Here is a 22519-nt window from a genome sequence, read left to right as displayed (position 1 = left end):
AAGGATGTCGGCTGGAAGGCCGGTGCCCGTGCGGCGGTGGCTGAAGACGGAGTCCCGGATGCCGGGCGGTGGTGGGCGGAGATCGAGTCCCAGATGCCGGGCCGGAAGGCGGTGCCCGGAACGTAGCGGCCGGAAGGTAGCGGCCGGAAGGCCGGAGTCGGGAGGCGGTGGTCGGGAGATCCAGGGGCGGAAGACCCAGGCCGGAATCACCAGCCTGGGGAACCGAGTCGTCGGGCCCCGCGGAGACTTGCCGGGAGTGTGAGCCGGCGCGGGAGGTTGAGGCGGACGACCGAGCCGCTTGCACCGCTCGACGCGGTCGTCCACCCAACCGGGGCTTCGGCGCAGGGGCACTGTCAGGTCAGGTCAGGTCAGGCCGGCCAGGCGGAGCAGCAGGCCCTTCACCTCCGTCGCGTCGACCGAGTCCAGGGACAGCGACGGATCGCCGCACATCCAGACCGGGCCGTCTTCCACGGTTGAGGGGAGGAGGCCGTGGGAGCCCTTGACCGCCTTGGCGCCGGCGTCCAGGCCCACGACGCTCATCATGTAGCGCATCCCCAGCTTCTTCCGAGCCAGTGCGACCCCCGCACGGGCCTTCGCCGCGCCCGGGGCGGCGGGGTCGAAGAAGAGCTCGGCCGGGTCGTACCCGGGCTTGCGGTGGATCTCGACGAGCTGGGCGAAATCGGGGCGGCGGGCGTCGTCGAGCCAGTAGTAGTAGGTGAACCACGCGTCGGGCTCGGCGAGCAGGACCAGCTCGCCGGCGCGCGGGTGGTCGAGCCCGGTCCGCGCCTTGCCGGCGGCGTCCAGGACCTCGCCGACGCCGGGCAGGCCCGCGCACAGCTTCTGCACCACCGGCAGGTCCGCCTCGTCGCGCACGTAGACGTGGGCGATCTGGTGGTCGGCGACGGCGAACGCCCGTGACGTCCACGGGTCCAGGTACTCCATGCCGTCCTGGGTGTAGACGTTGAGCAGACCCTCCGCGCGCAGGAGGCGGTTGACGTCGACGGGCCGGCTCGCGTCGGTGATGCCGTACTCCGAAAGGACGACGACGGTGACGTCCCGGGCGGCAGCGGCGGCCAGCAGGGGAGCGACCACGTTGTCCAGCGCCGTGGCGGCCGCGGCGGCCTCCGGGGAGGACGGGCCGAAGCGCTGCAGGTCGTAGTCGAGGTGCGGCAGGTACACCAGGGTCAGGTCCGGCGACTTCTCGACCATGATCTGCTCGGCCGCCCGGGCGATCCACTCCGAGGACGGGATGCCGGCGCCGGGACCCCAGTAGGTGAAGAGCGGGAACTCGCCCAGCCGGGCGGTGAGCTCGTCGTGCAGCGCCGGCGGGTACGTGTAGCAGTCCGGCTCCTTGCGGCCGTCGGCGTAGTAGATGGGGCGTGGGGTGACGGTCCAGTCGACGTCGGCGCCCATCGCGTACCACCAGCAGACGTTCGCGACCGTGTAGCCGGGTTCGGCCCGGCGGGCCGCGTGCCACAGCTTGTCGCCGCCGACGAGCGCGTTGTGCTGCCGCCACAGGAAGATCTCGCCGAGGTCGCGGAAGTACCAGCCGTTGGCGACGACACCGTGGTCGGACGGGAGCGTCCCGGTGAGGAACGTCGATTGCACGGAGCAGGTGACGGCGGGCAGGACCGGGCGCAGCGGCACGGCGGCGCCGACGGCGGACAGGTGCGGCATGTGCGGCAGCAGCCTGGGCGTCAGCCCGACCACGTCGAGGACCAGCAGGGGCTTGCTCATCGAGGCTCCAACGTTTTGAGACCGAGGTCGTGCAGGATGTCGCGGGCATAGGCGAGCTCGGCGGCCATCCCCGCGGCGAGCTGTGCGGGGCCGGTGGGGCGCTGGGACTCCGGCAGCACACCCCAGGTGTAGGTCTCGACCTCGAGGTGGTCGCACCCGGCGACCGGCCCGCCGAGCAGCGCCGCGAGGCCGGCCCGCAGCACGTCGGTGGTCGCCTGCAGCGGCGGCTCCGGGGAGGCGTGCAGCGGCACGTGGTAGTGCACCCGCCACGGCCCGCCGTCGCCGCTGGCGAGGGCCTCGTCGAGGTCGTCGAAGGACGCCGCGCAGCCACGGGAACGGGTCTGGTGCATGAAGCGCGGCTCGACGTAGGCGGCGAGCGCGGGCACGGACGGGTCGTCGACCGCGAGCGCCGCCGACACCTGCACCTTCACGACCGGCAGGCCGGTGCGGGCGAGCCGCTGCACCGCGGTGACCGGGTTCTCCCACGCGCAGGCCAGGTGCGCGAGGTCCAGGCAGACCCCGAGGTACCTGGGGTCGATCCGGGCCAGGTGCACCGTCGCCTGGAGGGTGTTCTCGATGACGCACCCCGGCTCCGGCTCGAACGCGACCCGGACCGGCCGGTCCAGGAACGACAGCCCGTAGGCGAGCTGGTCCAGGGCCCGGTGGACGGCGGCGACCTGCGGGCCGTCCCACGGGTCGCGCCAGCCTAGCGGCAGCGTCGAGATCGAGCCGCGCTCCGCGTCGTCGGGCAGCAGGTCGACGAGGACCCGGGCGAGGTCCATCGTGTACCGCAGCCGCCGCGGGTCGGCCCAGTCCGGCAGGTACACCGCCTTCTTCACCACCGGCGCCTGGAACGCCTCGTACGGGAACCCGTTCAGGGTCACCACTTCGAGCCCGCGGACGTCCAGCTCGTGGCGCAGTCGCCGGCGCAGCGAGGCGTCACCGGCGAGGGCGGCGGCCACCGGCGCGGCGAGCCACAGCCCGAGGCCGAGCACGGGCGTGTCGAGGCACGACCTGACCCGCGCCGCGTAGACATCGAGTTGCGTCAGGATCCCCGGCAGGTCCTCCGCGGGGTGGACGTTGGTCCCGTAGGCCAGGTGGACCACCTGGCCGTCGGGGTGGCGCAGCCGCATCACGACCCGCCGCGGAGGATCGAGTTCCCCTCGAAGGTGGCATCGACGGAGGCCAGGTCCGAGACGTCGAGGCGCTTCGACTGGCCGTAGAACTCGACCGGGTTGCGCCACAGCACCCGGTCGACGTCGTCGTCGCTGAACCCGGCGGCCAGCATCGCCTCGCCGGTCCGCAGCGTCAGCAGCGGGTCGGAGCGGCCCCAGTCGGCGGCCGAGTTGACCAGGACCCGGTCCAGGCCGTGCTCCTGCAGGATCGCGACCATCCGCGACGGCGTCATCTTCGTGTCGGGGTAGATGGAGAACCCCATCCAGCAGCCGCTCTCGGCGACCCGGGCGACGGTGACCTCGTTGAGGTGGTCGACGACGACCCGGCCCGGGTCGATCCCCGACTCGCGGACCACGGCGATGGTCCGGTCGGTGCCGCGGGCCTTGTCGCGGTGCGGGGTGTGCACCATCGCCGGCAGGTCGTGCTCGACGGCGAGGGCGAGCTGCGCGGCGAACACCTCGTCCTCCTCCGGGGTCATCGAGTCGTAGCCGATCTCACCGACCGCGACGACGCCGTCCTTCTCCAGGTACCGGGGCAGCACCTGCAGCACGTCCCGGCAGCGCGGGTCGTTGGCCTCCTTCGGGTTGAGCGCGATCGTGCAGTGGTGCCGGATGCCGAACTGCGAGGCCCGGAACGGCTCCCACCCGACGAGGGAGTCGAAGTAGTCGGTGAACGAGCCGACGCTGGTGCGCGGCTGCCCGAGCCAGAACGCGGGCTCCACGAGCGCCCGGACGCCGGCGGCGGCCATCCGCTCGTAGTCGTCGGTGGTGCGGGACGTCATATGGATGTGCGGGTCGAAGATGCGCATCACGAGACCTTTTCCTGGAGGCGGTGCAGCAGCGCGGTGGCGTCGTCGGCGACGGCGCGACCGGCGGCGTGCCGCTCCTCGACGAGCCCGGCGAGCATCGTGGCGAGCTCCGCGTCGGCACGGGTGTCGAGGTCGGCGACGTCGGCGAGGGGCAGGCCCATGAAGACCGCCTTCAGCACGCCCTGCCGCCACGCGGCGGCGGGCAGGCACGCGGCGGCCGGCCCGAGCGCGGCGGCGACGAGCCGGGTGTCGTTGGTGCGCAACGCGTCGAGCAGGATCGCCGGGAACGCGTCCTGCACCGGCAGCAGCGGCAGCGCCCGCAGCACCGCACGCTTCTCGGCGGCGTCACCGTACCGGTAGAGCGGCTCCAGCTCGGTCTGCAAGGCGCTTGCGGGCAGCCGGGTCAGCAGGAGGACCCGCGCCGCGTCGTCAACCGTCCACCCGGGCAGCCCGGCGAGGGCCCACCGGCCGCAGCGGCGGCCCGCGGCGGGGAACAGCCGGCCGATCGCCGACGGCTGGCGGGCCACGGTCTCGCACGCCGTGTCGAGCCACACCGTGTCCGTCAGCTCGGCGGTGAGGGAGTCGTACAGGTTCATGGCACCTCCTGGAATCGGTCCAGTGACTGCGCTTCGGCGGCGCGCAGGAAGGCGAGGGAGTCGCGGGCCACCGTGGGCGCCGCGTGGCTGTGGCGGGGCAGCTCGACGGCGACGAGGCCGCCGTAGTCGGTCTCGGTGAGGGCGCGCAGCACCGCGGGGAAGTCGACCTCGCCGGTGCCGAACTCGAGGTGCTCGTGCACGCCGCGGCGCATGTCGTCGATCTGCACGTTGACGAGCGACCCGGCGACCCGGCGCACGCAGTCCTCGGCGGGGATCGGCTCCAGGCAGCGGCAGTGGCCGATGTCGAGGGTCAGTCCGAAGTGGACGGGTGCGCCGAGGTCGGCCCGCAGCCGCTCCCAGTCGTCGATCGACTCGACCAGCATGCCCGGCTCGGGCTCGAAGCCGAGCATCATCTCCGCTCCCTCGGCGGCGGCGAGGACCTCGGCGCTGCCGGTGACGAGCCGCCGCCACGCGAGGTCCGGCGGCACCGCGGGCGGGCGGACGCCGGCCCAGAAGCTGACCGCCTCCGCGCCGAGGTCCGAGCCGATCCGCACGGCCCGGCTCAGGAAGTCGATCCGCGCCTCGGGTTCGTCGTCCAGCAGCGTCGGCGCGTGCTTGTGCCACGGGTCGAGCAGGAAACGGGCGCCGGTCTCGATGACGACACCGAGGCCGAGCTCGGCGAGGCGGTGGCCGAGCGCGCGGACGTGCCGCCAGAGGCTGGCGTCGTACGGGTCCAGATGATGGTGGTCGAGGGTCAGCGCCACGCCCGTGTAGCCGAGCCCGGCGATGACGGTCAACGCGTCGTCGAGCCGGTGGTTGCTGAAGCCGTTGGTCCCGTAGCCGAATCGGAGGCTCATGTCGGTGACAGCCACTTCGCGAGGCGCCGTCCGAGCGGTGCGGCGGCCGCGACCGCGATCCCGGCGAGGGGCGCGCCGGCCCGGGCGGTGAGCGCGCCCTGCAGCGTCGGCAGGTTCACGATCCCGGCGCCGACGGACGCGCGGATGTTGCTCGCCGTCGGCTTCTCCAACGCTTTCAGCTGCGCCTCGCCGTAGCGTTTCGCGTACCAGCCCGACAGCGCGGCGGGAATCCACGACCACCGCCCGACGGGGCGCGACGGCAGTGCCGCCGAGACGGCGACCGCGGCGGATCCGGCGAGCGTGGCCGCGGGCAGCGCCGGCGTGGAGCCGTGGACCTCCGCTCTGGACAGGGCCGTCACGGTGTACGTGTGGGCGAAGACCGTCGCCGCGGGGTACACGGCCGAACGCAGCCGCCCACCGCTCGCGCCGAGCAGCACGTCGAGGGCGCGGCAGGCGGCCATCGCGGCGGGGCCGGCCGGGGTGTTCTTCAGCTTCAGGTCGTACGCCCAGACGGCACCGGCGAGCGGCACGGCGACGGCGAGGGCGCGGCGGCCACCGGCGAGCCCGGCGAGGCCCACCCCGGCGGCGGTCAGCCCGGCGGCGACCCCGAACGCGGCGCCGGGGGTGACGCGGCCCGAGGGGATCGGCCGCTCGGGCCGCTCGGTGGCGTCCAGGTCCCGGTCGGCCCAGTCGTTGGCCGCCATGCCCGCCCAGTACAGGAGGACCGACGACCCGGCGAGCACCGGCGTGCGCGGCCCGAGGGTGCCCGCGGCCGCCGCGCCGGCGACGACGTCTCCGGGCACGCTCAGCGCCGCGGGGGCACGGACCAGCTCGGCCAGGGTCCGCCAGTCGGGACGGCCGGTGTTCACAGCGACCGCACGAACGCGGCGAGGGCCTCGAACTGGGCGCCGAGGGCGTGGTCGACCTCGCCGAGCGGGTCCTTGAAGAAGAACGCCAGCTCGGTCAGCGGCCCGGTCCGGCCGGCGGCGTGGGCGGCCGCGGTGAGCCGGGCGAGGTCCAGGACGAGCGGTGCGGCGAGCGCGGAGTCGCAGCCGTGCCAGGTGAACTCCATCCGCATCGGCGTGCCGAGGAAGCCGGCGAACGTGATGAGGTCCCACGCGGTCTTGAAGTCGCCGATGTCCGGCACGTACTCGATGCGGGTGTGGCCGTCGGGCTGGTACCCGAGGGTCTCGCTGAGGACCCGCTGCTTGCTGGCGGACTTGGCGGCGTTGGCGGCGGGCTCGGCGAGGGTCGCGCCGTCGCCGCCGCCCAGCAGGTTGGTGCCGGACCAGGACTTCACCCGCAGGTTGCGCATCGCGAACATCGGCGCCAGCACCGACTTGATGAGCGTCTCGCCGGTCTTGCCGTCATGACCCGCGTACACGACGTTCCGGGTCTGCGCCAGCTCGTGCAGTGCGGGCAGGCGGGCGCCCGTCGACGGGGTGAAGTCGACGAACGAGCAGCCGGCCTCGAACGCGGCGTACGCCATCAGCGAGCTCGGCGGCAGCGTGTCCAGCGCGTCGCGCAGCGTGTCCAGCGAGTCGTGCGCGGGGTGCGGCGTGGCGGCTGCCTCGGTCGAGGCGACGTTGACGACGACCACCCGGGCGAGGTTGTGCCGCCGCCGGAAGTCCAGCAGGTCGGCGGTGACCGCGGCGGCGACCTCTGCCGCGGTGCCGTGCGGCAGCGGACGGATCTCCTCGTCCACCGCCGACAGCTCCGGGTGCAGCGTCGCGACCAGTCTGGCGGGCACGACCCCGGCCTCGGCCAGAGCCTCGGCCTTCTTCACCACACCGATGGTGGCGATGTCGTGCCCGCCGAAGACGAGGTCGCCGAACCCCGGCAGCGCATCGCTGCGCAGCGCGGGATGCTCGGTGGCACAACCGATCGGCTCGGTGAGCCCGGCGCGCACTGCTGCGGCACCGACGATGCTGGTGACGGCGACAGAGCCGCGCGCGCCTACCAGCCACACACCCGTTTGCACCGGGCCCTCCCAAAGGCGGTTGGAATTGTGTGACGATCTTGTGGCGACATCGCCGATTGTCGCTGATTTGGCAGCGTAGAACGCGTGTCCGCCTTCCGCTAGTGGCAACCGAACTTTTATACAAACGAAAAAAACTTCGCACATGTACGTGCAAAAGGCCGCCGGGCTCAACGCCGGGCGACGGCTCGCTCGACGGCGGTCCAGACCCCCGACGTGACCAGGTAGATCCCGGCCGCAACGGGTGTGATCACGGAAAACGCCACAGTGCCGAACGACAGGAGGCGCACCAGAACGGGCGAGTCCTTGGGCAGTTGCCGCACGTTCCAGACGGCGATGGCGGTGAGCGCGGCGGCGATCAGCCACCCGGCGGCGATCGCCGGATGGTCGAGCAGCCTGGCGGTCAGATCGGCACCGAGCAGGGTGTGCCCGCGGACGGCGTCGCCGGTGAACTCGCGGTACAGCAGCCAGATGAACGGCGCCTGAGCCAGCATCGGCAGCAGGCCCGCGAGCGGCCCGGACCCCTCCGCCCGCATGAGCTCGGCGGTCTTCTCGGCGAGGACGACAGGATCCTTGCCGTGCCGCTCCCGCAACTTCGCCAGCTGCGGCGCGAGCTTGGCCCGGACCTTTTCGGCGCGGTACGCGCGGAGACTCAGCGGCAGGAGTGCGGCCCGGACGGCGAGGGTGGCGATGACGATGGCGGCGGCGACGGATCCGGTGGAGTTGGCGAGCAGGGTGAGGACATGGTGCAGCACGGTGGGAGCCCTTCGGCTTGGACGCGCGCACGCACGCGCCGGCCGCCGCACGGGTCGGCAGGGCAGGAGAGCGCGCGGGAAGTGGACGAACGGAGTCGGGAGAGGACTACCGCTGTCCGGGCGCGCGGGGCCGGGGCCGTCCGGCCGCGTCGGGGTCCATGGCCCGGGTCGGCTGCGCCCGCCGGGATCGGGCCCTGGCGGGGACGGGCACCACCCGCCGCGCCGCCGCGGGCGCGCCGGTGAGCAGTCGCGCCGCGAGGACGATCGCGAGCGCCGTGAGCACCGCCGTCGCCATGGCGACGGCGTCGGCCGGCGAGGTCACCGAGGACCACGCGGCGAGCAGAGTGGTCAGCGACCACGACATGCCCCCGAGAATACGACACGGCACCACCCCCGCGCCGCCCTCATGTCCGGTGAGACGGCTCGCCGCACGTACCGCCGTCACGGCAGGTGAGGCGTCGGCAGCGGGGCGTGAAATGTCGGAGATCGATTTTTCCGGCGGGTGTAGAGTGCCAGTAGAACTGCCCGGCACGCACCTCGCAGTGGCGTGATCCGTCCGGTGAGCCAGACGGCTCCATGGCGGAGACGGTCCTGAAGGCGGACCGCCGTGCTCGCGCGGGTACGTGTTTCGGCATCGGTCAATGCGCAAGGGTTGGTCCGGGGGACGGTCGCGACGCGCAACGGGGTGTCGCGGGCGGCTGCGGAGACGTCGCGGCCGCGGCGCGAATGCTCGCGTCTGACGCGCCAGGCGGCGCCGGACACCGGGCAAGGCCGACCTGGCCGTGCTGGAACGCTACGCCGACCCGCGGCTGCTGCGCGCCGGCCGCACGCGCCTGACCGCGCTGATCGCCAAGGTGTCGAACAACCATCAGGGCGCGGTGCGGGCCGAGCAGTGGCTGGCCGCCGCGCAGGCCGCCGTCGACCTCTACGGCGAGCACCCGGCGGTGGCGTTCACCGACCTGGCCGCGGAGATCGCCACCGAGGTCCGGCTGCTGCGCGCGATCGAGGCCGAGCTCGCTGGGCACGAGACCGAGCGGGAGACCTGCTACCGGTGGACCGACCCGGCGCAGCTGGCCCGCAGCCTGCCCGGCCTGGCCCGGGTCGGCGGTCCCGCGGTCACCGCCGTGATCGGCGACCCCAGGCGGTTCCCGAGCGCCGCGCACTTCAAGTCCTACCTCGGGCTCGCGCCCCGCGCGTCGGAGACCGGCAACACCGACCGCAAGGGCCAGCCCATGTCCAAGGCCGGCTCCCGACTCGCGAGGGCCACCCTGATCCGCGCCGCGGACTGGGCCCGCAAACAGGACCCCCAGCTCGCCCGGGTCTACTACCAGCAGATGACCGAACGCGGCGCCGACCACCTCAAAGCCAGCTGCGTCGTGGCCGCCCGCCTCGCCGAACGACTCTGGACCGTCATGCACCGCCGCATGCCCTACGTCATCTGCGACCTCGACGGCACCCCCGTCACCCCCGAACAGGCCAAACACATCATCGCCGAGCAGTGGACCGTCACCGAAGAGGTCCGCCGCCGACGGCGCAGCAACAAAACCCGGGCGGGGAAGGCCCCTCAGCAAGCCCACACGGGGCATGACAGGTCACACGCACGAACCGCGGACAAACGAGGCGACCTTCCCCACCAACGATCCTCCGGCCAAGGCCCAGCACGGTCAAGCCGGACCTTGACAACCCATCCTCGATAGGGAATCAGACGGCGTGCATGGCGGGGACGGGCTGGAGGCGGCGGGTCGCCTTCTCGCGGTACATGCCGGCGTCGGCGGCGCGGAGCAGGGTGTCGAGGGTGGTGTCGGGCGCGGTCGCGGCGCCGATGCTCGCGTCGATGTGGACCGGCCGGCCGTCGATGGTGATCGGGGCGAGCAGCGCGGCGCGCAGCCTGGCCGCGACCTCGCCCGCCGCCGCGGCCGGGGTGTCCGGCAGCAGCACCACGAACTCGTCGCCGCCGAGCCGGGTGACCAGGTCGCCCTCGCGGGCGTGGGTGCGCAGGCGGGCGGCCACGAGCCGCAGCAGCTCGTCGCCGGCCGCGTGGCCGAGGGTGTCGTTCACGGCCTTGAAGCCGTCGAGGTCCAGCACCAGCACCGACGTGGGGGTGCCGGGGGTGAGCGCGGTGCGGGTGTGCTCGTCGAGCAGGTTGCGGTTGCCCAGGCCGGTCAGCGGGTCGTGCAGCGCGAGGTGGCGCAGCTTCGCGCGGGCCTCCCCGAGCTGCCGCAGCTGGTTGCGGTGTCCCCGGGCCAGCAGGCCGGCGAGGACGGCGACCACCAGGTGCAGCGCGGGCGCCATCGTGACGAGGTCGGCGGGCATCGGCCGGCCGGCGATCTGGTCCGCCCAGACGTAGAGGGCGATCCCGCCGCCGGCGGTCGCGAGCCAGGCCAGCAGGGCGCCGGCGAGCTGGCAGCGGAAGGCGCCGATGACGATGGCGATGACGAAGATCGGCCAGAGCCCGACGTCGTGGGCCCAGCGGCTGGTCGCCAGGACCGCGCCGACGCACGTGGCGGTGTCCAGCGCGACCAGCAGCGGGTTGAGGATGCGGTACCGGGGGAGGGCGATGCTGCGCAGCGCGTACACGGCGACGAGGTTGGTGAGGATCAGCGGGAGCACCCAGATGGTCGTCAGGGCCGGCAGCGACATCAGCGCGATGGACACGACGATCCACAGCACGGAGACCGACCGGCTGATCAGGCCGGCCCACTCGATGCTGCGCCGGACGCGGTACAGGGGCAGATCCACGCCTTGACGTCGACCGCCTGTAACCGAACCTGAGAAGCTTCTGAGTGAAGCTGAGGAAAATCTCAGGTTGAACCCCTAGGTGGCGGCTTTCAGGTGCGTTCCGGATACCCCTCAGGGTTCACGGTCCGTAAGGTCGGCGTCGTGGCACTCATCGAGACGCGTGCGCTGACGAAGCGCTACGGGGGTGGCGTCACCGCCCTTTCGGAACTCTCCCTGGCGGTGGAGCCGGGGATCATCGGGCTGGTCGGCGCGAACGGCGCCGGCAAGTCCACCTTCATCAAGATCATGCTCGGGCTGCTCCAGCCGTCCGGGGGTGAGCTGCGGGTGCTCGGGCTCGACCCGACGACGCAGTCGGTGGAGGTACGGCAGCGCGTCGGGTACATGCCCGAGCACGACTGCCTGCCGAGCGAGACATCGGCCGCCGAGTACGTGACCCACCTGGCCCGGATGAGCGGCCTGCCCGCCAACGCGGCCCGGGAGCGGGCCTCCGAGGCGCTGCGGCACGTCGGGCTCTACGAGGAGCGGTACCGCCAGATCGGCGGCTACTCCACCGGCATGAAGCAGCGGGTCAAGCTGGCCCAGGCGCTCGCGCACGACCCGGACCTGCTGCTGCTGGACGAGCCGACCAACGGCCTCGACCCGGCCGGCCGCGACGCGATGCTGGAGCTGGTGCACCGCATCGGCACCGAGTTCGGCATCTCGATCGTCGTGTGCTCGCACCTGCTCGGCGAGGTCGAGCGGATCTGCACGTCGCTGATCGCGATCGACGGCGGCAAGCTCCTGCGCTCCGCGACGGTGTCGGACATGACGACCAGCCGCGACGTGCTCACCGTCGAGGTGAGCGAGGGCGTCGAGCAGCTGGTCGCCCGCCTCACCGAGCAGGGCCTTCCGGTGTCCCGGGACGGCGCGTCGCTCATGGTGCCGATGGACAGCGAGGACGTGTACGACCGCATCCTCGTCGCGGTCGCCGAGCTGGACCTGCCGCTGCACCGCCTCGACCAGCGCCGCCACCGCGTCGCTGAGCTCTTCCAAACCCCGTCAGTGACCGGACCGGCCGGGCCGGCAGCACAGGAGGTCGGCCATGGCGCAGCCAACTAGCGTCATCCACGACATCGGCTACCAGCGGTACACGGGCCCGAGGCTCGGCCGCTGGTACGCCAACCGTTCCCTCTACGAGCAGAGCCTGCGCACCGCGTTCGGCATCGGCCGGGGCGCCAAGGCGAAGATCTTCCCGTGGCTGGTGATCGGCATCGCGCTCAGCGTCGCCGTGATCGCGATCGCGGTCCGGTCGCTGACCGGCGAGCCGCTCATGAGCTACCGGTCGTACGCCGCCAACATCACGTTCCCCGTGATGCTGTTCCTCGCCATCGTCGCGCCGGAGCTGGTCTCCCGTGACCTGCGGGACCGCACGTTGCCGCTGTACTTCAGCCGGCCGCTCAGCCGCTCCGACTACGCGCTGACGAAGTACGCGGCGCTGGCGACGGTCGTGCTGGTGCTGCTCGCCGTGCCGCAGCTGCTCATCTACATCGGTGCGGTGTTCACCCGGACCGACGGGTTCTCCGGCGCCCTGAAGGAGCTCGGCGACATGGGTCCGGGCCTCGCCGGCGCGGTCATCCGGTCGCTGGTCCTCGCGTCGATCGCGCTGCTGGTCGCGTCGCTCACCGGGCGGCGGGCGTTCGCGGCGGCGTTCATCGTCGGCGTGTTCATCATCACCGCGCCGATGGTCGGCATCCTCAACGTCATCGGCGGTCAGGACAGCGCGCTGAGCCACCTCGCGTTCCTGGTCAACCCGATGACCCTCCTGCTCGGCTTCGAGCAGTGGGTCTTCGGCAAGCTGCCCGACGGCGTCCCGATCGGCGACTACGGTCCCGCGTACGGCGTCGGCACCGTCCTTGTGCTCGCCGCCTGTGTCAGCCTGCTGCTGCTTCGTTACCGGAAGGTGGCCGCCTGATGGGCACCGTCGATCTTCAGCACGTTTCGCGCTGGTACGGCAACGTCGTCGCCGTCAACGACGTGACGATGACGCTCGGCGCGGGCGTCACGGGCCTGCTGGGCCCGAACGGCGCCGGCAAGACCACGCTGCTGCACATGATGTCGGGCTTCCTGGCCCCGTCGAAGGGCACGCTGACCGTCGACGGCGCGCCGTCGTGGCGCAACCCCGACGTGTACCGCACGCTCGGCCTGGTCAGTGAACGGGAGGCCGTGCACGGCTTCCTCACCGGCAAGGAGTTCGTCGTCGCCAGCGCCCGGCTGTTCCGCCTGGCGAACCCGGAGGAGGCCGCCCGCCGCGCCCTGGCGATGGTGGAGATGGAGCCGGCCCAGGACCGGCGGATCGACACCTACAGCAAGGGCATGCGCCAGCGGATCCGGGTCGCGTCCGCGCTCGTGCACGACCCGGGGGTGCTGCTGCTGGACGAGCCGTTCAACGGCATGGACCCGCGCCAGCGCTTCCACATGATGGACCTGCTGCACAAGATGGGCGACGACGGCCGCACCGTGCTGTTCTCCTCGCACATCCTGGAGGAGGTCGAGCAGGTGTCCGGCACCGTGCAGGTGATGGTCGCCGGCCGGCTCGCCGCCTCCGGCGACTTCCGCACCATCCGCCGGCTGATGACCAACCGGCCGCACGTGTTCTCCATCCGCTCCAGCGACGACCGCCGCCTCGCGGTGGCGTTGATCGCCGAGGCGTCCGTCGCGGGTGTCGACCTCGACGCGACGGGCCTGCAGGTCCGCGCGTCCGACTACGGCTCTTTCACCCGGGCGCTGCCCCGCATCGCGCTCAAGGAGGGCGTGCGGGTGCGGCAGCTGCTGCCCGCCGACGAGTCCCTGGAAAGCGTCTTCTCCTACCTGGTGGGTGCCTGATGAATCCGACCATCGCCCGCATCACGCTGCGCGGCCTGCTCGGCCGCCGCCGGATCTGGCTGCTGGTGCCGCTGCCGGTCATCCTCGTCGGCTTCGCGGCGGCGGCCCGGGCCTTCGGGGAGCCGCCGGCGGAATGGGGTGAGCCGACCATCGTCGGCCTCGGCTTCGCCGCTGTGCTGCCGGTCATCGCGCTGATCGTCGGCACCGGCGTGCTCGGCTCCGAGATCGACGACGGCACGATCACGCACATCCTGTCCAAGCCGATCCCGCGCTCGGAGATCGTGTTCACGAAGCTCGCCGTGGCGGTCGGGGTGACCGGCGGGTTCGCCGCCGTGCCGCTGTTCATCGTCGGGCTGCTCGCCGAGTCCACGCCGCTCGCGTTCGCCCTCGTCGTCGGCGCGTTCGTCGGAGCCCTCGCCTATTGCGCGCTGTTCCTGGCGATCAGCGTCATCACCCGCCGGCCGGTGCTGCTCGGCCTGGTCTACGTGGTGCTGTGGGAGGGCCTGCTGGGCAACCTGCTGTCCGGCACGGCGAAGTTGAGCATCCAGCAGTACGTGAAGACGATCGTCGACTGGCTCGCCCCGACCGACGTGCTGTCCGGTTCGGTGTCCGTACCGGTGAGCTTCGTCATGGCGGGCGTGTTCACCGTCGGGATGACGGCGCTCGCGGTGCAGAAGCTGCGCACGTTCGCGGTCGCCGGGGAGACGGGCTGACGTCGCCCTGACATCGCCCCAGGCGGCGCGACGGGTTACCGTCCGCGGGTGAGTTTCCACCGCGTCTACAGCGTCGCCGTCTTCATCGTGCTGGCGTCGCTGGACAACGTGGCGATCAGCCTGGTGCCGCCGCTCTACTCGCCGATCAGCCGCTCCCTCGGCGTCGGCGAGGGAGCGCTCGGCGTGGTGACCGCGGTCGGCTACCTCGTGACCGCGGTCGCCGCCGTCGGCTGGGCGTACACCGGCGACCGGACCGACCGGAAGCCGGTGCTCATGGCGGGCACCCTCATCTGGGCCGGCGGCACGGTCGCCACGGTCCTCGCCGGCGGCTACTGGGCGTTCTTCGCCGCGCAGCTGGTCGCGGCGGTCGGTCTCGGCGCGGTCGGCTCCGTCGGGTTCTCCGTCGTCAGCGACCTGATCTCGCCCCGCCGCCGCGGCCTCGTGATGAGCCTGTGGGGCCTGTCGCAGGGCGCCGGCACCCTCGCCGGTGTCCTCGTGGCGAGCCAGCTCGGCGGCACGGACTGGCGGCGGCCGTTCTGGGTCCTCGCCGCGCTCGGGGTGCTCGCGTCCGCCGCGTACTTCACGACCGCCGACATCCGGCGCGGGCAGAGCGAACCGGACCTCGCCGCGGTGTTCGCCGCCGGCGAGGAGTACGAGCACCGGATCTCCCGCGCCGACCTGCCCGGCATCGTCGCCCGCCGCACCAACGTGTGGCTGATCCTGCAGGGGCTGACGGCGCAGGCCGCGTTCGGGTCCCTCGTCTGGCTGCCGCGGCTGTTCCAGGCGAAGGCGGAGGCGCAGGGCTACGACGAGCAGCAGGCCATCGCGATCGGCGGCATCCTCGCAACCCTCTTCCAGCTCGGCGGCGTCCTGTCCGTCGTCGGTGGGATGATCGGCGACCGCTGGCAGCGGCGCGACCAGGGCGGCCGGGCGAAGGTCGCCGCGATCGGGATCCTCGCCGGGGTCCCGCTGTACGTACTGCTGTTCTTCGCCCCGCTGACGCTGCCCGCGCCGGACGGGCGGCCGGCGACGACGCTGGTGCTCGGGGCGCTGTTCACGACGCCGAGCCTCCTGGCGGCGTTCCTGTGCGCGCTGCTGGCGCTCGCGCTGACGTCGGCGAACTCGCCGAACTGGTTCGCGCTGATCGCCGACGTGAACCCGCCGGAGCACCGCGGCACCGTGTATTCGCTGGGCAACCTCGTCAACGGGGTCGGGCGGGCCGCGGGGAACGGGCTCGTCGGGGCGGTGTTCGCCGCGCTCGCGCGCAGCTTCCCGCCGCCGGCGAACCTCGCCGTCGGGCTCGCCGTGTTCCAGGTCTTCTTCGTGCCCACCGGCGTCATGTACTGGCTGGCGTCGCGCACCGCCCCGGCGGACATCGAGGCGGTGCACGAGCTGCTGCGGTCGCGCGCTACAGCGTCCGCAGATGAAAGCCCCCGTCCACGTCGATGACCTGACCGGTGGAGAACGGCAGCAGGTCCGTGGCGACGGCGACGACGGCGCGGCCGACGTCCTCGGGGGTGCCCCAGCGCCGGATCGGGGTGATGCCGTCGGTGAGGATGAGCTTGTCGTACTTCTCCTTCACCGCGCCGGTCATGTCGGTGGCGATGATGCCGGGCCGCACCTCGAACACGGTGATGCCGTGCTCGGCGAGCCGGGCCGCGAACAGCTTCGTCATCATGCCCAGGCCGGCCTTCGTCACGCAGTAGTCGCCCCGGTTGACGCTGGCGGTGTAGGCGCTCATCGACGAGATCGTGACGATCTTGCCGTGGACGCCGGCGTCGATCATCCTGCGGGCGACCTGCTGGGTGAGGAAGTAGGGGCCCTTGAGGTTGATGCCGACGAGCCGGTCGAACGACTCCTCGGTCGCCTCCAGGAGGTCGGCGCGGACGCTCGGCGCCACGCCCGCGTTGTTCACCAGGAGGTCGATGCCGCCGAAAGCGTCGTGCGCCTCCTGCACGAGCCTTGCACGGTCCTCGGCGTCGCCGACGTCCGCACGGACGAGGGCGGCCTTGGCGCCCCGCCGGAGGATCTCGGCGGCGGTGTCCTCGGCGGCGGCGAGGTTGGACGCGTAGTTCACCACCACGTCGAAGCCGGCGCCGGCGAGGGCGAGGGCGATGCCCCGGCCGATCCCGCGGGACGCCCCGGTGACGAGCGCGGCGCTCACCGCCGCACCCCGCCGCCGCCGAGACCGCCGCCGGAGGCGCCGTCGGAGGAGCCGTCCGAAGCGCCGCCGGGCGAACCGCCGGGTGAGCCGCCGAAGAACGTGTAGTACGGGCCGTCGACGAGCCGGCCGATGTACAGCGCCAGCTCCCGCAGGTGGTAGTCGCCCCACATGCTCGACTCGCCGTTCGGCACCGACTGGCCCGGCGCGACGTGGTCCCAGCCGTTCGGGCGGTGGTACACCGAGTGCAGCAGCAGCCCCTCGTGCCGCGGGTCCGTCGACAGGTAGGGCTCCTGCAGCAACGTCCTCGCGACCGTGAGCCCCGCCTGGGTGTACCTGTCGTCGCCGGTCACGCGACCGAGGCGGAGCAGGCCCTGCGCGGCGATCGCGGCGGCGCTGGAGTCGACCGGCTCGTGGGCGTTGAACGGGTCCGCGGGCGCGTCGGCGTCGAGGTGCACCAGGCCCGGCGCGCCCGTGTCCCAGTACGGGATCCCGTCGGCGGGGGAGTGCTCGATGTAGAAGTCGCACGTGGCTTGCGCCGCCGCGCGGAACAGGTCGGATGCGACGACCCGGTCGCCGCTCTCCAGGAACTCCAGGAGCTCGGCGAAGCCGAGCATCGCCCACGCCAGGCCCCGCGTCCACGTCGAGAACGCCGAGTAGCCCTGCTGCGTGCTCGGCGCCCGGAAGCGCCCGTCGTTGACGTTGAACAGGGCCTCGTGCGCCGTGCGGCCCCGGATGTCGTACACGTCGCGGCCCTCGCCGAAGTAGACGTTGTGGCGGGCGGTGCTCTCGGCGTGCTGCACGAGCCGATCGAGGAGGTCGATCCGCTCGTCGTGCTCGCCCATGAGCACGTGCCCGAGGCGGTGCGCGACGGCGAGCGACCGGCACGAGCGGATGGTGTCGACGAAGAGCGACTGCGGCCCGTTGAACGAGTAGATGTAGCCGCCGCCGTCCGCGGTCCTGCTCCAGCGGGCGGCCTGCACGGCGCCGCTGACCTTCAGCGCCAGCTCGGCGAAGTCCAGGTCGGCCTCGCCGGCGCGGCCCTCCAGGATGAGGCGGCGCAGCGTCCCGTACGTGCTGACGTTGTTGAACCCGTGGTCGTGCACGCCGACGTGGCTGACGTGCGGCGCCATCACGCCGAGCGTGTGCCGGCGGCCCTGCTCGAAGAAGTGCGGGTCGCCGGTCGCGTCGAACTGCAGCAGCGCCGAGCCCACCTGGAACCCCTGCGTCCACTCGGTCCAGCCGCGCGCCGTGTACCGCCCCTCGACGGTGAACACGGGCGCTCCCTGGCTGCCGCCCGGGGGGCAGGACGCGTCGATCGCGTCGATCTTCCCGGCGGACAGCTCCCACATCCGCCCGGTCGCGGCCAGCAGATCCTTGGGCGCGAGCCCGTCATCGATGCGCAACATGCCCCCGAGGATAAGGGGAAAGCGCTTTCCTGAGAACCCCGGAGAACGGGTGCCTTTCGCGTCCCCACGCCGCCGGCGCCCGCCTTCGTGGCAGGATGGCGCGTGATGGAAGCGACGGCTGTTGAGGAAGTCACCGATCGCTGGGTCGCCGCCTGGACCACCGGCCGCACCAGCACCCTGTTCACGCTGCTCGCCGCCGGCGCCCGGGTCGAGTCCAACCTGGACCCCGACGGCGACTTCATCGAGAAGCTCACCGGCTTCGCCGCCGGGCTGACCTCGGTGTCGGTCTTCTCCCGCACCGTCATCGACCAGCGCGTCGCGATCGTGTACGACTGCGCGGTCGGCGCCGAGCAGTTCCGCCTCGCCGAGTTCCTGGTGGTGACGCCGACCGGCCTGATCGCCGAGGTCCGCCGCGTCTACGACCTGTACGCCGTCGAACGGCTCATGCCCGAACTCCTGCTGGAGACCTGAGCCCGCACCGCGCCTGCACCTCGGTTGCTCCGGGCGGCGCCTCCCGTCCGGGGCGCCGGGAACGTACCGTTGTCTGGGCGGGGACAAGGGAAAGGCCGGGCCCCCGAAGGGACCCGGCCGTTTGACAACTCAATACATCAGGACATCGCGGCGGCGGAGACGAACGTGTAGCCGAGGCCCTGGATGCCCTCCACGGTCTGCTTCAGGTACGCAGTGCCGAGGTACGGGTGGTAGAAGAAGCTCGCCACGCCGTCGCGGACCGCCAGGTTGGTCTTCGCGTTCGCGATCAGGTCGGCGGGCAGGACCGCCGGGTGCTGGTTGAACGGCTCGGGCTCGATGTTGCCGATGTTCTCGGGGATGACGGTCGAGCCGTAGACGTCGCGGACCGTGTACGGGAAGAACTGCCCGACCATGCGCGCGGTGCTGTTGTCGACGGTGCCGCCGGACAGGACACCGGGGAAGTACAGGCCGCGCTCGTAGCGGACGCCGACGAGGGCGTTGATCGTCTTGTAGTCCAGCGCGCTCGCCGCGTAGTGCGGGAACTCGAAGATGGTCGGCTGCTTCAGGCCGGCGAGGGCCCAGTCGGTGCGGGAGGCCATGACGCGGGCTGTGACGTTGAGCGCCGAGTCGTTCTTCACCGGGCCGTCGTAGATGACGGCGTCGTTGGCGTCGACGTGCGCCGTGAAGAACTCGAAGTCGTTGGCGCTGACGCCGTCGTACGGGTTGTTGAGCGCGTCGAGCTGGTGCGTGTAGCCGTGCTGGAGCAGGGTGCCGCCCTTGCTCTGCATGTACTTCAGGGCGCTGACCACCAGTGGCCGCTGGCGCAGCGTGTAGTCCTCGGCCTTGCCATTGTTGTTCACGCCTTTCGGGTCGCGGTACCGGCTGTAGACGGCGACGGTGAAGGGGACCTTCTTCGAGGACAGGTAGTCGGCGATGGCGCGCAGCTCCGCCGGGTCGGCGTCGGGGCCGACGTCCTCGATGCGGACCAGGGCCCGGTGCCGGGCGGCGGTCTGCGGGGCGAGCACCGAGTACAGCAGGTCCGAGAAGGCCAGGTAGCGGTCGTTGGAAGTGATGTACGACAGCGGGATCTCACCGAGGTAGGTGAGGTTGCCGGACCGGATGCCCCACGGGAACGTGGTGCCGTCGGCGCGCACCGCGGTGCCGACGGAGACGGCCTTCGCGGGGTCGGAGACGACGTAGTCCATGATGCCGCCGGCGTTGCGCACGTCCCGGGTCATCGTGGTGCCGTTGTAGACGACCTGCGACACGGGCGAGGTGTCGTAGCCCTTCCAGGTGTACCCGTACTTGGCGACGAAGTCCGCGGAGCGGGCGGTCAGCTGCCAGATGTTGTTGTACATCCAGACGACCGGCTTCGTGCCCGCGAGGGTGTCGTCGAGGAACGCGGTGGGCAGCGGCTCGTCGTAGGTGGAGCCGACGTAGACGACCGCCGAGTACGCCGCCATCTCGCCGGCCTTGTAGCTGCCGACCGGGTGCGCGGTCCAGGACCCGAAGTGCGAGACGAGGTTCGTCGCCATCATCCCGTAGTCCTCGCCGAGCCACGAGTACGGGCCGGTGTTGTCGTAGAGGACGAGCGTCTTCGTCGCGGCGTTGGAGCCGGGGGCGCCGGTGCCGGAGCGGGTCGCGGTGGGAGCGGCGGCGAACGCCGGGGTGGAGGGCGTGGTCAGGGCGAGCGACGCGGCGACGGCGACCGCCGCGACCGAGCTGAGGAGCTTTCGCATGTCGTACAAAATCCTTAAAAATCAGGCGGCGACGGTGGACGGCATGGGAGCGGGGTGCATGGCGAGGCCCAGGAGCGCGGCGACGGCCTGCTCGGTGCGGTGCGAGGCGAGCCCGTCACCGTAGGGGTTGCCGTTGGCGGTCATGGAGTCGCGCAGTGCCGGGTCGTCGAGCAGCCGGGCCGCCTCGGCGACGATCAGGTCCTCATCCGTGCCGACGAGCTTGGCGCAACCGGCGTGCAGCGACTCGACGCGCTCGGTGACCTCACGCAGGACCAGCGCCGGCACCTTGAACGACGGCGCCTCCTCCTGGATGCCGCCCGAGTCGGTGAGCGTCAGGTACGCGTTGGACAGCAGCCGGGCGAGCGCCGGGTAGGGCAGCGGGTCGGTGATCGTGACCCGCGGCACCCCGGCGAGGCCGGCCTCGACCTGGTCGCGCACGGCCGGGTTGGCGTGCGCCGGCAGGACGACCCGGATGTCCGGGTACGCCTCGATCAGGCGCCGCACGGCGGCGAGGATGCGGTCCAGGGGCTCGCCCCACGACTCGCGGCGGTGCGCGGTGACCAGCACCAGCCGGGCCTCGCCGTGCGCTGCGGCGTCCACCGCGGCGGCGATGCGGGAGTCCTCGAAGGGCATCTCGCGGGCGGCGATCGACAGGGCCGCGTCCACGACCGTGTTGCCCGTGATGAGGACGTTCGCCGGGGCGATGCTCTCGTCGAGCAGGTTGGTCGCGGCGAGGGCCGTCGGCGCCAGGTGCAGCGCGGCGAGCTGGCCGACGAGCTTGCGGTTGGCCTCCTCCGGGAACGGCGAGTCCAGGTCGCCGGAGCGCAGCCCCGCCTCCAGGTGCACGACCGGGATGCGCCGCCAGAACGCGGCCATCGCGCCGGCGAGCGTCGTGGTGGTGTCGCCCTGCACGACGACCGCCGCCGGCCGGCGCTCCTCCAGGAGCGCGTCGAGCGAGGAGATCATCGCGGTGAGCAGCTCGGGCTGGCTGCCGGTGACCCGCTGCAGCGGCAGCGTCACGTCGGCCTGGACGTCGAACGCGTCGAGCGCCTGGGTCACCATCGTCGGGTGCTGTCCGCTGGCGACCAGCACCGGGGTGAGCCGGCCGGCGGCGCGCATCGCGGCGGCGACGGGCGCCAGCTTGATGGCCTCGGGACGGGTACCGGCGATGAGGAAGACTTCGGGAGACATGTGCGTGACGTCCTTTACGAGAGAACCGGCTCTTCGACCAGGCGTTCGGTCTTCGCCCAGGCCTGTCGCCGGCTGATCTGCCGGCCGATCGCCCGCCAGGTCGAGACCAGGCCGAGCAGGAGGAAGAAGGGGTAGGCGGCGGCGGCGACCAGCAGTCGCCAGAGCTTCTCGTCGCCGAGCTGGAGGCGGTGGACCGTGGCCCAGACGAGGCCGGGGACGGTCATGCCGATCGCCCAGAACAGGAAGACCTGCCCCATCTGCGCCCACGAGTGGATCAGGACGGTGTCGCCGTGGCCGGGGATGAGCCGCCACATCGCGAAGCCCCAGAGGCCGAACACGCCGGCCGTGCCGAAGGCGTTCATCCACGGTGCGAGCAGGTAGTACAGCATCTCCAGCAGGGCGTGGTTGCGGATCTGCCGGGAGGCGACCAGCTTCGGCACGTAGCCGACGCACTGCAGGTTGCCCTGGGCCCACCGGGTGCGCTGCCGCAGCAGCCGCTTCACGTCGACGAGGCCCTGCTGGTTGACGTTGGCGATGGAGGTGTACCGGATGCGCTCGCCGTTGAGGTGCATGCGCAGCCCGAGCTCCAGATCCTCGACCAGGCAGTGCGACCAGGGCGCGTCGCCGAGCCGCATCAGCGACGACAGCCGGGCGAACTGCCCGTTGCCGCCCAGCCCGACCGTTCCCGCGGCGTTGCGGAGCAGCTGGCTGGCGTTGGCGATGGCGGCGAACTCGAGGTCCTGCACGGCGCCGAGGACGCGGTTGCGGTTGTGGATGCGCACCCGGGTCTGCACCGCGCCGACCCGCGGGTCACGCATCTGACGGGACACCTCGGTCAGGATGTTGGCGCTGCCCCGGCCGTCACCGTCGATGACGCCGACCGCGACCAGCGCCGGGTCCTCGCCGCGCAGCAGGGACAGGTCCCGGATCGCCCGGAACGCGGCGTTGAGCGCCTCACCCTTGCCCTTCCGGGCGTTGGGGAAGTCCCGGCGCAGCACCGTCAGATTCGGGTGGTCGATGCCGGCAAGGACGTCGGGGGTGCCGTCGTCCGAACCGTCATCGACCACCATCACCCTGGTGCGCGTGCCTGCCGGGCCCTGCAGTGCCAGTGCGGCGCCGACGGTCCGGCCGACAACCCGTTCCTCGTTGAGAGCGGGCACGACGATCCAGAAGGTCAGTGGCTCGTGCTCGTTCGGCGCGACGGCATCGCGCCGGCGACGACGACCGGCGGTGGCCGAGTCGCGGGTGGTGAAGGCCACCAGCGCCAGGTTGTATGCCGGCCAGAGCGTCAGGAGCGCGAAGCCGACCAGAAGGATCGCCGTCATGC

At 72.1% G+C, this 22519-nt stretch carries 22 protein-coding genes; 7 read left to right on the top strand and 15 right to left on the bottom strand.

The window, feature by feature from the left end; all coding sequences use genetic code 11:
* Positions 1–363 precede the first annotated feature (363 nt).
* The 9 genes from ACFY3L_RS48900 to ACFY3L_RS48860 all read right to left on the bottom strand — a co-directional run bounded on the left by ACFY3L_RS48900 (position 364) and on the right by ACFY3L_RS48860 (position 8271).
* Entirely contained in the window at positions 364–1737 is a 1374-nt protein-coding gene (locus tag ACFY3L_RS48900) for an alkaline phosphatase family protein (protein WP_389340789.1), read from the bottom strand.
* Positions 1734–2870 carry a metabolite traffic protein EboE gene (eboE, locus tag ACFY3L_RS48895; RefSeq protein ID WP_389340902.1) on the bottom strand — a complete coding sequence of 379 codons (1137 nt, stop codon included), beginning with the start codon at positions 2868–2870 and terminating at the stop codon, positions 1734–1736. Before eboE ends, ACFY3L_RS48900 begins: the two co-directional genes overlap by 4 nt.
* Entirely contained in the window at positions 2870–3721 is an 852-nt protein-coding gene (locus tag ACFY3L_RS48890) for a TatD family hydrolase (protein ID WP_389340786.1), read from the bottom strand. The genes eboE and ACFY3L_RS48890 overlap by 1 nt, the downstream gene beginning before the upstream one ends.
* A complete protein-coding gene (locus ACFY3L_RS48885) occupies positions 3721–4317 on the bottom strand; it encodes an EboA domain-containing protein (RefSeq protein WP_389340783.1) in 597 nt (198 codons plus the stop codon). The genes ACFY3L_RS48890 and ACFY3L_RS48885 overlap by 1 nt, the downstream gene beginning before the upstream one ends.
* Complete coding sequence (locus ACFY3L_RS48880) at positions 4314–5174, bottom strand: sugar phosphate isomerase/epimerase family protein (RefSeq protein ID WP_389340780.1); 861 nt, start codon at positions 5172–5174, stop codon at positions 4314–4316. Before ACFY3L_RS48880 ends, ACFY3L_RS48885 begins: the two co-directional genes overlap by 4 nt.
* The gene (locus tag ACFY3L_RS48875; RefSeq protein WP_389340777.1) at positions 5171–6043 is read right to left on the bottom strand and encodes an SCO3242 family prenyltransferase; all 873 of its coding nucleotides are present in this window, start codon (positions 6041–6043) and stop codon (positions 5171–5173) included. The genes ACFY3L_RS48880 and ACFY3L_RS48875 overlap by 4 nt, the downstream gene beginning before the upstream one ends.
* Entirely contained in the window at positions 6040–7155 is a 1116-nt protein-coding gene (locus ACFY3L_RS48870) for an inositol-3-phosphate synthase (protein WP_389340775.1), read from the bottom strand. The genes ACFY3L_RS48875 and ACFY3L_RS48870 overlap by 4 nt, the downstream gene beginning before the upstream one ends.
* A gap of 167 nt (positions 7156–7322) precedes the next feature.
* Positions 7323–7907: a YidC/Oxa1 family membrane protein insertase gene (locus tag ACFY3L_RS48865; RefSeq protein WP_389340773.1), complete on the bottom strand. Its 585-nt coding sequence runs from the start codon at positions 7905–7907 to the stop codon at positions 7323–7325.
* A gap of 106 nt (positions 7908–8013) precedes the next feature.
* Positions 8014–8271: a hypothetical protein gene (locus tag ACFY3L_RS48860; protein ID WP_389340771.1), complete on the bottom strand. Its 258-nt coding sequence runs from the start codon at positions 8269–8271 to the stop codon at positions 8014–8016.
* Between the two features lie 418 nt (positions 8272–8689).
* Here ACFY3L_RS48860 and ACFY3L_RS48855 point away from each other — a divergent pair, with 418 nt between their 5' ends.
* Entirely contained in the window at positions 8690–9604 is a 915-nt protein-coding gene (locus ACFY3L_RS48855) for a transposase (RefSeq protein WP_389340769.1), read from the top strand.
* Positions 9605–9608: 4 nt separating this feature from the next.
* Here ACFY3L_RS48855 and ACFY3L_RS48850 read toward each other — a convergent pair whose 3' ends face one another.
* Positions 9609–10646, bottom strand: coding sequence for a diguanylate cyclase domain-containing protein (locus ACFY3L_RS48850; protein ID WP_389340767.1), 1038 nt, complete (start codon positions 10644–10646; stop codon positions 9609–9611).
* 141 nt (positions 10647–10787) lie between these two features.
* Here ACFY3L_RS48850 and ACFY3L_RS48845 point away from each other — a divergent pair, with 141 nt between their 5' ends.
* Genes ACFY3L_RS48845 through ACFY3L_RS48825 form a run of 5 tightly spaced genes read left to right on the top strand, consistent with a single transcriptional unit; the run spans position 10788 to position 15670 of the window.
* Positions 10788–11744: an ABC transporter ATP-binding protein gene (locus tag ACFY3L_RS48845; RefSeq protein WP_389340765.1), complete on the top strand. Its 957-nt coding sequence runs from the start codon at positions 10788–10790 to the stop codon at positions 11742–11744.
* A complete protein-coding gene (locus tag ACFY3L_RS48840; protein WP_389340763.1) occupies positions 11728–12597 on the top strand; it encodes an ABC transporter permease in 870 nt (289 codons plus the stop codon). Before ACFY3L_RS48845 ends, ACFY3L_RS48840 begins: the two co-directional genes overlap by 17 nt.
* The gene (locus ACFY3L_RS48835) at positions 12597–13508 is read left to right on the top strand and encodes an ABC transporter ATP-binding protein (RefSeq protein WP_389340761.1); all 912 of its coding nucleotides are present in this window, start codon (positions 12597–12599) and stop codon (positions 13506–13508) included. Before ACFY3L_RS48840 ends, ACFY3L_RS48835 begins: the two co-directional genes overlap by 1 nt.
* Positions 13508–14221, top strand: coding sequence for an ABC transporter permease (locus ACFY3L_RS48830; protein WP_389340759.1), 714 nt, complete (start codon positions 13508–13510; stop codon positions 14219–14221). The genes ACFY3L_RS48835 and ACFY3L_RS48830 overlap by 1 nt, the downstream gene beginning before the upstream one ends.
* 48 nt (positions 14222–14269) lie before the next feature.
* Positions 14270–15670, top strand: a complete 1401-nt coding sequence (locus ACFY3L_RS48825) for an MFS transporter (RefSeq protein WP_389340757.1) — start codon at positions 14270–14272, stop codon at positions 15668–15670.
* Here the strand turns inward: ACFY3L_RS48825 and ACFY3L_RS48820 are convergent.
* Both ACFY3L_RS48820 and ACFY3L_RS48815 read right to left on the bottom strand, forming a co-directional pair.
* Positions 15630–16385, bottom strand: a complete 756-nt coding sequence (locus tag ACFY3L_RS48820) for a 3-ketoacyl-ACP reductase (protein ID WP_389340755.1) — start codon at positions 16383–16385, stop codon at positions 15630–15632. The two genes, ACFY3L_RS48825 and ACFY3L_RS48820, sit on opposite strands and share 41 nt — an antisense overlap.
* Entirely contained in the window at positions 16382–17791 is a 1410-nt protein-coding gene (locus ACFY3L_RS48815) for a hypothetical protein (RefSeq protein ID WP_389340753.1), read from the bottom strand. The genes ACFY3L_RS48820 and ACFY3L_RS48815 overlap by 4 nt, the downstream gene beginning before the upstream one ends.
* 102 nt (positions 17792–17893) lie before the next feature.
* Between ACFY3L_RS48815 and ACFY3L_RS48810 the strand changes: the two genes are divergently transcribed.
* Positions 17894–18262: a hypothetical protein gene (locus ACFY3L_RS48810; protein WP_389340751.1), complete on the top strand. Its 369-nt coding sequence runs from the start codon at positions 17894–17896 to the stop codon at positions 18260–18262.
* A 137-nt stretch (positions 18263–18399) separates the two neighbouring features.
* Here ACFY3L_RS48810 and ACFY3L_RS48805 read toward each other — a convergent pair whose 3' ends face one another.
* Genes ACFY3L_RS48805 through ACFY3L_RS48795 form a run of 3 tightly spaced genes read right to left on the bottom strand, consistent with a single transcriptional unit; the run spans position 18400 to position 22517 of the window.
* The gene (locus tag ACFY3L_RS48805; protein WP_389340749.1) at positions 18400–20001 is read right to left on the bottom strand and encodes a DUF2334 domain-containing protein; all 1602 of its coding nucleotides are present in this window, start codon (positions 19999–20001) and stop codon (positions 18400–18402) included.
* Positions 20002–20022: 21 nt separating this feature from the next.
* Positions 20023–21192 (bottom strand): non-hydrolyzing UDP-N-acetylglucosamine 2-epimerase, encoded by a 1170-nt coding sequence (wecB, locus tag ACFY3L_RS48800; protein ID WP_389340747.1) that lies wholly within the window; start codon positions 21190–21192, stop codon positions 20023–20025.
* A gap of 14 nt (positions 21193–21206) precedes the next feature.
* The gene (locus ACFY3L_RS48795) at positions 21207–22517 is read right to left on the bottom strand and encodes a glycosyltransferase (RefSeq protein ID WP_389340745.1); all 1311 of its coding nucleotides are present in this window, start codon (positions 22515–22517) and stop codon (positions 21207–21209) included.
* Between the last annotated feature and the right edge of the window lie 2 nt (positions 22518–22519).

This window comes from Dactylosporangium sp. NPDC000521 (genome assembly GCF_042898305.1).
Lineage (GTDB): Bacteria > Actinomycetota > Actinomycetes > Mycobacteriales > Micromonosporaceae > Dactylosporangium.
Note: the sequence above shows the minus strand (reverse complement) of the source record. Positions and strands in the feature narration are given on the sequence as shown.

Excerpts from the sequence above, each read along its gene's own strand:
- ACFY3L_RS48860 (WP_389340771.1), bottom strand. The coding sequence starts at position 8,271 with ATGTCGTGGTCGCTGACCACTCTGCTCGCCGCGTGGTCCTCGGTGACC.
- ACFY3L_RS48840 (WP_389340763.1), top strand. The coding sequence starts at position 11,728 with ATGGCGCAGCCAACTAGCGTCATCCACGACATCGGCTACCAGCGGTAC.
- ACFY3L_RS48805 (WP_389340749.1), bottom strand. The coding sequence starts at position 20,001 with ATGCGAAAGCTCCTCAGCTCGGTCGCGGCGGTCGCCGTCGCCGCGTCG.
- eboE (WP_389340902.1), bottom strand. The coding sequence starts at position 2,870 with ATGCGGCTGCGCCACCCCGACGGCCAGGTGGTCCACCTGGCCTACGGG.
- ACFY3L_RS48885 (WP_389340783.1), bottom strand. The coding sequence starts at position 4,317 with ATGAACCTGTACGACTCCCTCACCGCCGAGCTGACGGACACGGTGTGG.
- ACFY3L_RS48795 (WP_389340745.1), bottom strand. The coding sequence starts at position 22,517 with ATGACGGCGATCCTTCTGGTCGGCTTCGCGCTCCTGACGCTCTGGCCG.
- ACFY3L_RS48835 (WP_389340761.1), top strand. The coding sequence starts at position 12,597 with ATGGGCACCGTCGATCTTCAGCACGTTTCGCGCTGGTACGGCAACGTC.
- ACFY3L_RS48815 (WP_389340753.1), bottom strand. The coding sequence starts at position 17,791 with ATGTTGCGCATCGATGACGGGCTCGCGCCCAAGGATCTGCTGGCCGCG.
- ACFY3L_RS48890 (WP_389340786.1), bottom strand. The coding sequence starts at position 3,721 with ATGCGCATCTTCGACCCGCACATCCATATGACGTCCCGCACCACCGAC.
- ACFY3L_RS48880 (WP_389340780.1), bottom strand. The coding sequence starts at position 5,174 with ATGAGCCTCCGATTCGGCTACGGGACCAACGGCTTCAGCAACCACCGG.
- ACFY3L_RS48830 (WP_389340759.1), top strand. The coding sequence starts at position 13,508 with ATGAATCCGACCATCGCCCGCATCACGCTGCGCGGCCTGCTCGGCCGC.
- ACFY3L_RS48900 (WP_389340789.1), bottom strand. The coding sequence starts at position 1,737 with ATGAGCAAGCCCCTGCTGGTCCTCGACGTGGTCGGGCTGACGCCCAGG.
- wecB (WP_389340747.1), bottom strand. The coding sequence starts at position 21,192 with ATGTCTCCCGAAGTCTTCCTCATCGCCGGTACCCGTCCCGAGGCCATC.